Annotated in this window: 12 protein-coding genes, 1 tRNA gene and 1 rRNA gene; 11 read left to right on the plus strand and 3 right to left on the minus strand. The window is 27.4% G+C overall.

Annotated elements, in window-relative coordinates; genetic code table 11:
• The first annotated feature begins 160 nt into the window (after positions 1–160).
• Positions 161–1,111: a lysostaphin resistance A-like protein gene (locus ACQPUW_RS16685; protein WP_430838591.1), complete on the plus strand. Its 951-nt coding sequence runs from the start codon at positions 161–163 to the stop codon at positions 1,109–1,111.
• A gap of 46 nt (positions 1,112–1,157) precedes the next feature.
• Here ACQPUW_RS16685 and ACQPUW_RS16690 read toward each other — a convergent pair whose 3' ends face one another.
• The gene (locus ACQPUW_RS16690; RefSeq protein ID WP_430838592.1) at positions 1,158–1,598 is read right to left on the minus strand and encodes a hypothetical protein; all 441 of its coding nucleotides are present in this window, start codon (positions 1,596–1,598) and stop codon (positions 1,158–1,160) included.
• Between the two features lie 54 nt (positions 1,599–1,652).
• Positions 1,653–2,384, minus strand: coding sequence for an NAD-dependent protein deacylase (locus ACQPUW_RS16695; RefSeq protein ID WP_430838593.1), 732 nt, complete (start codon positions 2,382–2,384; stop codon positions 1,653–1,655).
• A gap of 132 nt (positions 2,385–2,516) precedes the next feature.
• Between ACQPUW_RS16695 and ACQPUW_RS16700 the strand changes: the two genes are divergently transcribed.
• The 10 genes from ACQPUW_RS16700 to ACQPUW_RS16745 all read left to right on the plus strand — a co-directional run bounded on the left by ACQPUW_RS16700 (position 2,517) and on the right by ACQPUW_RS16745 (position 8,217).
• The gene (locus tag ACQPUW_RS16700) at positions 2,517–2,960 is read left to right on the plus strand and encodes a GNAT family N-acetyltransferase (RefSeq protein ID WP_430838594.1); all 444 of its coding nucleotides are present in this window, start codon (positions 2,517–2,519) and stop codon (positions 2,958–2,960) included.
• An 86-nt stretch (positions 2,961–3,046) separates the two neighbouring features.
• On the plus strand, positions 3,047–3,832 hold the full coding sequence (locus ACQPUW_RS16705) for an alpha/beta hydrolase (RefSeq protein WP_430838595.1): 786 nt from the start codon (positions 3,047–3,049) through the stop codon (positions 3,830–3,832).
• Between the two features lie 168 nt (positions 3,833–4,000).
• On the plus strand, positions 4,001–4,822 hold the full coding sequence (locus tag ACQPUW_RS16710; RefSeq protein ID WP_430838596.1) for a MerR family transcriptional regulator: 822 nt from the start codon (positions 4,001–4,003) through the stop codon (positions 4,820–4,822).
• Positions 4,823–4,903: 81 nt separating this feature from the next.
• Positions 4,904–5,605 carry a B3/B4 domain-containing protein gene (locus ACQPUW_RS16715; RefSeq protein WP_430838597.1) on the plus strand — a complete coding sequence of 234 codons (702 nt, stop codon included), beginning with the start codon at positions 4,904–4,906 and terminating at the stop codon, positions 5,603–5,605.
• Positions 5,606–5,820: 215 nt separating this feature from the next.
• Positions 5,821–5,937: ribosomal RNA gene (rrf, locus tag ACQPUW_RS16720) — 5S ribosomal RNA — on the plus strand.
• A gap of 6 nt (positions 5,938–5,943) precedes the next feature.
• Positions 5,944–6,019 (plus strand) — tRNA-Phe (locus tag ACQPUW_RS16725).
• A 54-nt stretch (positions 6,020–6,073) separates the two neighbouring features.
• On the plus strand, positions 6,074–6,682 hold the full coding sequence (locus ACQPUW_RS16730) for a copper homeostasis protein CutC (protein ID WP_430838598.1): 609 nt from the start codon (positions 6,074–6,076) through the stop codon (positions 6,680–6,682).
• 213 nt (positions 6,683–6,895) lie between these two features.
• Positions 6,896–7,159 carry a hypothetical protein gene (locus ACQPUW_RS16735; RefSeq protein WP_430838599.1) on the plus strand — a complete coding sequence of 88 codons (264 nt, stop codon included), beginning with the start codon at positions 6,896–6,898 and terminating at the stop codon, positions 7,157–7,159.
• A gap of 68 nt (positions 7,160–7,227) precedes the next feature.
• Positions 7,228–7,428 (plus strand): hypothetical protein, encoded by a 201-nt coding sequence (locus ACQPUW_RS16740; RefSeq protein WP_430838600.1) that lies wholly within the window; start codon positions 7,228–7,230, stop codon positions 7,426–7,428.
• A gap of 120 nt (positions 7,429–7,548) precedes the next feature.
• Positions 7,549–8,217 carry a hypothetical protein gene (locus ACQPUW_RS16745; RefSeq protein WP_430838601.1) on the plus strand — a complete coding sequence of 223 codons (669 nt, stop codon included), beginning with the start codon at positions 7,549–7,551 and terminating at the stop codon, positions 8,215–8,217.
• A gap of 49 nt (positions 8,218–8,266) precedes the next feature.
• On the opposite strand, the gene ACQPUW_RS16750 is transcribed toward ACQPUW_RS16745, so the two are convergent.
• Positions 8,267–8,944: a uracil-DNA glycosylase gene (locus ACQPUW_RS16750; protein WP_430838602.1), complete on the minus strand. Its 678-nt coding sequence runs from the start codon at positions 8,942–8,944 to the stop codon at positions 8,267–8,269.
• Positions 8,945–9,437: the final 493 nt, after the last annotated feature.

Here is a 9,437-nt window from a genome sequence, read left to right on the forward strand (position 1 = left end):
TAGAAAAAATCCCTCTTTCTTCTTTAAATCAAAAGAGGGATCGTTCCTGTATATAAATAAAATGGGGGAGAGGCGATTAATTAATGAAGCATTAGCCTCATTGAATAGTATCTCCTAAAATTAAAAAAATATACTCAGTATAATAAAAAAGGAGAAAAATATGAAAAAAGTTTTTAGAGCGAATATATACTTTCTAATAATAATATTATTAGAAATATTTATGCCCTATGTATTGCTACCAATTTATAAACTAATTGGAGTTAGAGATGTAAGAATAGCCTTAGTATGTAATCATATAATAATATTTATAATACCAGCAATTATATATGTCATTGTAACTAAATGTAATATAGTACAAACCTTTAGATTTAAGTTATTACCTTTCAAAGATTTAATTCTTGTAATAGTATTAGGATTCTTGTGTGTGCCTATAATGAATTTCTTTGGGCTTATAAGTGGATTTTTCTTTGAAAATAATATAGGAAATTTAATGACTTCAATATCAAGCACTCCATATATTATACTTATGGGAATAATAGCTTTTATGCCAGCTATTACGGAAGAAATTACTTTAAGAGGAGTGGTCTTATCAGGATATAACGGGAAAAGTAGATTTAAAGCAGCCGTTGTTATAGGATTATTTTTTGGAATATTCCATTTAGATGCAAATCAGTTTTTATATGCAACTGTCCTTGGGTTTGTATTAGCCTATGCAGTAAGAGTTACTGGGAGTATTTATGCATCTATGATAATGCATTTTATTATAAATGGTACTTCAGTTACACTTCAAAAATTAATGAGTTTTATAAGTCCGTCACAAATAGAAAATACAAGCCAGGTATCCCTTAAAGCACTTCCACTAGGAGAGAAGTTAGCATTGCTTCAAGGTGGACTTACAATGTTTATTGTAGCTTCAGTGTTAGCATTTCTAGTAATTAAGAAGTTAGATAAATTAGGTAAGAGAAGAGGGGTAGTTGAGATAATAAATCCTGATGGATACAGAAGTGTTTCAGGAGAATTAACTGAAACAACGGAAAGAATTATAGATTGGCCATTAATAGTAACAGTAGTTATTTATGTTGTATATATGGGACTTACTATTAAAATATAAAAAACCTTAGATAATAGCTTGAAAAAGCCATTATCTAAGGTTTTTATTATGTGTTTTTAGTAATATTAGTAGAGTTACCATAAAAATATGAGAAACTTCTTTGAGGAATCCATCCTCTAGAATTTATATTACTATCCATAGGAAGTGATATATAATACCAATGTTCACTGTTTAATTCAGCTTTATCTAGAATTTTGACCTCCATTTTAATATCTATATGTTGCACTAATTCTGAAGATTCTAGAGGTGATATATATATATTAGAGTTTTCGTTTATTATTCCCATATTAGAATTAGGAGCAGAAAATTTAATTTCAAATTTTTTATTCTTTTTATGTGGATTTGTCTTTGGAACTCGTTGTCTTAAACTACTAATTTGATTATTAGCGATTAATAGTTGTTTTCTACAAGAGAAAAGTTTTCTTTCATAATATAGTACTAAAAAAACTATAACTAAAATTAACAATATAAATATAATATATTTCATTCAAAAAACTCCTAAATTGTTATATATACTATATATATTTTGTTTTATAAAAAATTATTCAATTACTTTAGATAACACCTCTCCAATACTATCATTTATACAAAGAGAAGCTAAGTTATCGTATTGAGTGCTACTTTTATTTATAAGTATTAGATTTTTTCCTCTAAAATATCTAATTAGTGAAGCAGCTGGATAAACAACAAGGGATGTTCCACCAATTATTAATGTATCAGCATTCATTATAGCCCTTACTGAAGCATTTATTGTTGTTTCATCAAGAGGTTCCTCATATAGGACAACATCTGGTTTAATTATTCCACCACATTCAGTACAAATGGGGATATCTTTACTCTTTAGTATAAAATCTAGTGGATAAAATTTATTACAACTAGTGCAATAATTTCTATGAATTGATCCGTGCAATTCAAAAACTTTTTTACTACCAGCTTCTTGATGCAATCCATCGATATTTTGAGTTATTATAGCTTTTAATTTACCTTCAGCCTCTAATTTAGCTAAAGCTATATGAGCTTTATTTGGTTTAGCATTTGTATAAATCATTTTATTCTTATAAAAGTCATAGAACTCTTTTGTATGAGAAAAGAAGAATGAGTGACTTAGTATTTCTTCAGGAGAATATTGTACTTTATTTGAATCATTATAAAGTCCATTACTAGATCTAAAATCAGGAATCCCAGATTCAGTTGATACCCCGGCTCCTCCAAAGAAAACTATATTATTACTTTCTTTTAAAATTTGAGTTAGTCTTTCTATTTCAGTATTCATGAATTCACCTCCAAGTTATATTTGATAAGTTTATTATTGCACAGAATAGTGAAAATAAAAAATATTTTTACTAAATATTACCATAATGATATACTTAAATAAAGAATATTTAGGTAAAATTTAGGGGGGTATATGGAGATAAGAATTCTTAATAAGGAAGATATATATTGGAATAGAACAATTGAAATGGCTGAAAAATGTTCATGGAGAGCTGGGGCAAGCTTTGCAAAAAGAATGAAAGAAAATATGTTTAAAGATTTTGAATGCCCTTTTGCAGTAGTTGAAGATGAAAAGGTAGTAGGATTTTGTACAATAACTAAAACAGATTATATTCCTAATTGTACTTATGCGCCATGGATTGGATTTGTATTTGTTGATGAAAAGTATAGGGGAAATAGGGTCAGTGAGAAGATGATTAAAAAGGTGTTTGATTACGCTAAAAGCGAAGGCTTTGAGAAAATATATATTGCGACAGGGGAAGATAATTTATATGAAAAGTATGGTTTTGTACAGGTAGATACTTTAAAAAGTTATGGAAATACTTTAGAGACAATACTTATGTATGAATTAAAATAATTAGAAGATATATAATTTAAAGACATAGAAGAATATTTAAATATATAAAATATAAAAGAAATATATGTAAATTAGGTGGTGAAAATATGATTTTACGTGGAAATGTGTTTTCAAAAATTCTTGGAATGGATACAGGGATAACGGTTATTGTTCCTAATAAATTTAAAGAAAGTGACAAGTACAAAGTAGCATATCTTCTTCATGGACTTTGTGGAGATAACGGAAGCTGGGCTGATAACACTATGTTACCAGTTTATGCAAACAACTATAATACTATTTTTATCATGCCAGAAGTGGCAAGAAGTTTTTATACTGATATGAAATATGGGCAGAAGTTTTTTAGTTACGTTACAGAGGAATTGCCTGAAATTTGTAAGCGTGTTTTTAACATATCTAATAAAAGAGAAGATACTGTAATTATTGGTGGATCTATGGGGGGATATGGTGCTTTAAAATGTGCTTTATCAGAACCAGAAAAATATGGTTATTGTTGTGCATTTTCATCAGCTTGTTTATTTTTAAAGGAGTATTTGGATATACAGAGGGAAAGTGGCAAAACAGAAGAATTTAGGTCTATGTATGGGGAACAGTTAATTACAGACTTTTTATCAGCTTTTGGACCAGAGCTAGAATGGAATCCTAAAGATGAAATACTAGAGCTAGCTAAGAGTGTGAGTGTACAAGAAATTAAACCTAAGATATATTTAGCTTGCGGAACAGAAGATTATTTACGAGATTACAATATAAGATTTTGTAATGAAATAGAAAAAATTAATTTGAACTTTACTTATGAAGAATGGGAAGGAATTCATGATTGGTATTTCTTTGATGAGGCATTAAAAAAATCTTTACAAATTTGTTTTGGAAATTAAGATTCATAATTTAAAATTATATATAACAATAAATATAATTAATATTGATACTGTATTATTCATAAATGAATGTGCAGTATTTTTTGTTATAGAAATTTTTAGGTTTATATTATGGTAAAATAATACCAAAAATTGCTTAAAAATACTTGAAAATATAGGAGATGCAAAATGAAAAATCTATTTACAATTGGTGAAATATCAAAGTTATTTGATGTTAATAGTAAGACGTTAAGATATTATGATGAGATTGACTTATTTAAGCCAAGATTTATAAATAAAGAGAATGGGTATAGATACTATTCTACAGAGCAATTTGAGCAGTTAAATACAATAAAGTATTTAAAGGCATTAGGTACACCACTAAATAAAATAAAACAGCATTTAGATAATAGAAGTATAGATAATATTATGGATTTATTTGAAACTCAAAAAAAGATAACTGAAGAAAAGATAAAAGAGATGGAGTTTATAAAAGATAAAATACAAAAAAGAATAGAGACTATTAACTATGCAAGACGTTATGATAATTTAGATATTATACAAGAAATTGAATTTGATAGTAGAATTGTCGCTATTTTAAGACAAAAGATAAAAACCTTTGATGATTTAGAACTATCTATTAGAAAGTTAGAAATAACAGCAAATGAAAAAGCTTCAATTTTCAATGGAAAAGTTGGAGTATCAATTTCTTTAGAAAAACTAAGGAGAAGGATATTTGAGGGATATGATTCAATTTTTGTTATGGTAGAGGGTGAGAACTATAATAAAAAATTCTTAAAAGTATTACCTAAAGGTACTTATGTATGTGTAAGGTTTAATGGAACTCATGAAGAATCAACTTTATATTATGGAAAGTTACTAAATTACATTGAAAATAAAGGCTATAAGATGTTAGAAGATTCAGTAGAAATAACATTGATAGATTTTGGATTAACAAACAAAGAATCTGAAATAGTAACAGAAATTCAAATATTAGTTGATAAGTATTGACATTCCATCTACTGGAATGTTTATAATACAAAACATTAGAAATAATACAATTATATGTTAATAAGTATTTAGGGGGCTAATATGAAATTTATAGTAGATAAAGATGTTTTTAATAAACTCGAGAATGTATGTTTTGGAGTAGTAGTAGCAAAAGGTATTGATAATTCTAAGGATAATATTGAGATCAATGAATTATTAAAAAATATTATAGAACTAGATGAAAGAAAATTCGAAGGTAAAAAAATTAAAGAACTAGAAGAGATAATTTATTATAGAGATGCTTTTAAAAGTTTAGATATTAATCCTAATAAGTTTATGGCATCAAATGAGGCAATGCTTACTAGAGTAGCTAAAAAGAAAGGATTACCTAATATTAACCCTATAGTTAATCTTGGAAATGCTATTTCTTTAAAATATCTAGTTCCGCTAGGAGCACATGACATTGATACTGTTGGTGGAGATATTTATGTTAAATTCTCAAAAAAAGGAGATAGTTTCATTCCATTTGGCTCAGAAGAGAAGGAATATTTAGAAGATAATGAATTAATATATTTTGCAGGAGATAGGGTTAGAACAAGAAGATGGATATGGAGACAAAGTGAACATGGGAAGATAGTATCAGAAAGTAAGAATATATTTTTCCCTATAGATGGATTTACTGATAAAAACTATGATGAAGTTATATCTGCAAGAGATGAGCTTGCAAAATTGCTAGAAGAAAAATTAAATTGTGAAGTAAAAGTAGGATTTATAGATAAAAACAATATTGAGTTTGAAATATAAAATCCATTAATAAGGAATAGGAGGCTGTATCGAACAGTCTCTTTGTATTATGTACAGCATAAATTATTACATATATGAAATTTATTATATTTATTTTTTATTTTTGTATAACCGCTTATAATAATTTAGTAGTTAAATAAAAAGAGATAAAAACATTATAAAAAATAAAAAAAGTCTTTGACACTTTACTAAATATTAGTTATAATATGTTTGTATCTAGTGATGATGGCATAGAGGAAACACTCCTTTCCATTCCGAACAGGAAAGTTAAGCTCTATAGCGCCAATGGTACTGCACGGGAGACTGTGTGGGAGAGTAGGACGTTGCTAGGTTTGTATGGCTCGATAGCTCAGTTGGTAGAGCAGCGGATTGAAGATCCGCGTGTCGTAGGTTCGATTCCTACTCGAGCCACCAGAAAGCACTAACTTTTGTTAGTGCTTTTTATCTTTTTATAAGAGGTGAAGAGGGATGAAATTAGAGGTATGTGTGGGAAATTATAAGGAGGCTATAGCTGCTTTTAAAAATGGAGGAGATAGAATAGAATTATGTGATAACCTTCAAGAAGGAGGTACAACTCCTAGCTATGGAACAATAAAAAAGTCTGTTTGCGATATAGATATACCTATAAACGTAATAATAAGACCTAGAGGTGGAGGTTTTAATTATTCAGATGAAGAGTTTGAAATAATGAAAGAAGATATTAGAATATGTAAAGAACTTGGAGTAAATGGTGTAGTTTTTGGTATTTTAAATGATGATAATACTATAGATATAGAAAGAAACAAAATACTGAAAGAAGAGGCTGGAAATTTAAGTACAACTTTTCATATGGCATTTGATGAAATTGAGGATAAAAATTCTGCTATAGATGTATTAGTTGATCTTGGAATAGATAGAATACTTACAAAAGGTGGATCAACCAACGCTCCAAATAATTTAGATAAATTAAAAGAATTAGTTGAATATGCTGGTGATAGAATTATTATAATGCCTGGTGGCGGTATAAATTCTAATAATAGAGAGCATATTTATAATATGACAAATGCAGAAGAATTACATGGAAGTAAAATAGTATAATTTAAAGATAGTATAAGGATAGATATAAAGGATAGTCTATCCTTTATTTATATAAAAAATTAATCGGGACACACCAAATTTGTAATTAAATTGTAAATAATAACCTATTAAATAGTATATAATATAATAAACTGTTCAAATTAAAATTAAGTAAGCTATAAGAGAGTATCACAATTAAAAAAACTTTCTTTTTATATAAGCGTTATTTAAGCTTTGCTTAAGAAATTATTAAGAAGTATATTTTATAATAAAAGTAAGATTATGGGTTTGGGAGTGATGATGGTGTTTGAAAAAGCTAATTTAACAGAATACGAATATGAATTAGTTGCAAAAGGAATAGCATTTGGAGTAGGCAGTGGAGTTTTAATTGGAACATTAATAGGAGAAGTGGTTTTATTCTTTTCACTAGGAGGAGTGGTTGGAATAATATCTACTTTAGCATATACATTTTATAAAAGGCTTAAAAGTTTTAAGTAAACTGGAATCATAATGAGCATTAAAGCATAATATTATATAAATATAATGTTTTACTGGAGAATATGAAAATGGAATTTGTATTAACATTTGCAATTCTAGTCTTTATAGCTTTATTAGTAGGAAGAAGGTCTATTTTAGTATGTAATGATAATGAGGATTTGAATAAACCTCTTTATGATGAAGAAACCCTAATCATAATGAAAAGATATGATTTAATAACAGATGAACAATATAAAGAAATGATTATTACTGTAAAACAAAACATATAGATGGAATTTTATTAGGTATGTACTTTATTATAATACATGCCTTTTTTATTTAAGAAAATTTTAATTTATAATTTTTATGTAATTAGAATAGTTGTATTTCTTGCTTTATTAAAAGGATATATGTATGTATCAATACATCAAGGTGGAATAAAGGAAGGTGCTGCGAATTTTATATTTGGACAACCTACAGAGTTGCAGATGAGGTTTGTAAATATATCAATATTATTCTGTAGTATATACGTTATATTTGGGATGTATGCAGCATTTAATTATGATACATTCAAGAGAGTTGTTCTTAAATATAGATATATTGTATATGGAATGTTTATACTAACATTTTATTATAAATTCTCCAGACAATTTGATTTTGTAGAATATAACTTATTATTTGATATTGCTTATAGAACATCAAATATTCTTATGTTTTATATAGTTGGAGAATATATTCTAAAGAAGAGGATATTATCAAGTGTAATAGAATTTATATCCAAATATTCATATGCAGGATACATGCTTCATATTTACGCTCTGAATAGGATAATATTCCCACTGAGAAGTGCAGGGATTGATCATCCAGTTATTAATGCTATTATAAGCGGAATAGGAGCAACATTCCTTGTTACTGGGATGATTTATGTAATAACATTGATACCAAAATCAAAAATTATAACTGGAGTAAATGATAATTTTGATCATGTAAAGATTGCATTAAGCTATTTGAGAAATTCTAAGTTACTTAATGAAGGATTAATAGGAAGAATAAATAAGTTTAAAGTGTTAGATGATTAATGAGAAGTAATTCTCATTAATCATCTTTTTTTATAAGAAACATTAAAAATTATAGATTTTCAATTTGCCAATCAATTGGGCTTTTATTAACACTTTCTAAAAAGCTATTAGTTTTAGAAAATGGTTTAGATCCAAAGAAGCCTCTTGAAGCTGATAGGGGACTTGGATGAACTGATTGTATTATATAATGTATAGGGTTAGTGATTAGATCCTTCTTTTTAATTGCGTTGTTTCCCCAAAGTATAAATACTATTGGATCTTTTCTTTCGTTTAATAAAGAAATAATCTTATCAGTAAATATTGACCAACCTATTCTTTGGTGGGAATTTGCTTTTCCAGCCTCAACAGTAAGTGTTGTGTTTAATAAAAGTACTCCTTGATCAGCCCATTTTTTTAAATATCCGTTATTTGGGATATAGCAACCTAAATCACTATGAAGTTCTTTATATATATTTACTAATGATGGTGGAATTCTATTTCCGGGTTTAACTGAAAAGCTAAGACCGTGTGCTTGGTTTGGTCCATGATATGGATCTTGACCAAGTATAATAACTTTCACATCTTTATAAGGAGTAAAATGCAATGCATTAAAAATATCATATTTATCAGGATAAATTGTATTAGTATTATATTGTTTTATAAGGAAGTTATGTATTTTCTTATAGTATTCTTTAGAAAACTCATCCTTTAATAGATCATTCCAATCATTTTTTAGTATATTTGTCATAATAATCACCGCCTTATTTAAAGTATAGCATATGAAAAATGCATAAAAGAGGGGGATTTTTGCTTAGAAAGATTCAAAATATTACAAAAAATAAGAAAAACACAACCAAGAGTGTCAATATAAAAAATATAGAGGAAAAATACATAATTTAAAGAATAGTGAAGATAATAAAATTATATGACAAAATACATAATAGGGGCAGGGAGAAATTATGATAAGATAAAACACGTCATTGATGTGGCGAACAAAATTCGACAGTTTATTTCTTAGAAAAAAATGTTGACAAGTAAATCGCTAGATGATAAGATAAAAAACGTCGCAAGGGAGCGATAGCAACAGTTTGAAGCTTTAAAAAAAGTTTTAAAAAAATGTTGACATAATAACTCCTGAGTGATAAGATAATCAAGTCGCTTGAAGGCGACGAGATAAAATGGTCTTTGAAAATTGAACAGAATATATAAAACATTTAAACAACCAGCAATTCTTTTTATTA

This window comes from Clostridium sardiniense (assembly GCF_050584765.1).
GTDB lineage: Bacteria > Bacillota > Clostridia > Clostridiales > Clostridiaceae > Clostridium > Clostridium sardiniense_A.

Excerpts from the sequence above, each read along its gene's own strand:
- ACQPUW_RS16685 (WP_430838591.1), top strand. The coding sequence starts at position 161 with ATGAAAAAAGTTTTTAGAGCGAATATATACTTTCTAATAATAATATTA.
- ACQPUW_RS16690 (WP_430838592.1), bottom strand. The coding sequence starts at position 1,598 with ATGAAATATATTATATTTATATTGTTAATTTTAGTTATAGTTTTTTTA.
- ACQPUW_RS16695 (WP_430838593.1), bottom strand. The coding sequence starts at position 2,384 with ATGAATACTGAAATAGAAAGACTAACTCAAATTTTAAAAGAAAGTAAT.
- ACQPUW_RS16700 (WP_430838594.1), top strand. The coding sequence starts at position 2,517 with ATGGAGATAAGAATTCTTAATAAGGAAGATATATATTGGAATAGAACA.
- ACQPUW_RS16705 (WP_430838595.1), top strand. The coding sequence starts at position 3,047 with ATGATTTTACGTGGAAATGTGTTTTCAAAAATTCTTGGAATGGATACA.
- ACQPUW_RS16710 (WP_430838596.1), top strand. The coding sequence starts at position 4,001 with ATGAAAAATCTATTTACAATTGGTGAAATATCAAAGTTATTTGATGTT.
- ACQPUW_RS16715 (WP_430838597.1), top strand. The coding sequence starts at position 4,904 with ATGAAATTTATAGTAGATAAAGATGTTTTTAATAAACTCGAGAATGTA.
- ACQPUW_RS16730 (WP_430838598.1), top strand. The coding sequence starts at position 6,074 with ATGAAATTAGAGGTATGTGTGGGAAATTATAAGGAGGCTATAGCTGCT.
- ACQPUW_RS16740 (WP_430838600.1), top strand. The coding sequence starts at position 7,228 with ATGGAATTTGTATTAACATTTGCAATTCTAGTCTTTATAGCTTTATTA.
- ACQPUW_RS16745 (WP_430838601.1), top strand. The coding sequence starts at position 7,549 with ATGTATGTATCAATACATCAAGGTGGAATAAAGGAAGGTGCTGCGAAT.
- ACQPUW_RS16750 (WP_430838602.1), bottom strand. The coding sequence starts at position 8,944 with ATGACAAATATACTAAAAAATGATTGGAATGATCTATTAAAGGATGAG.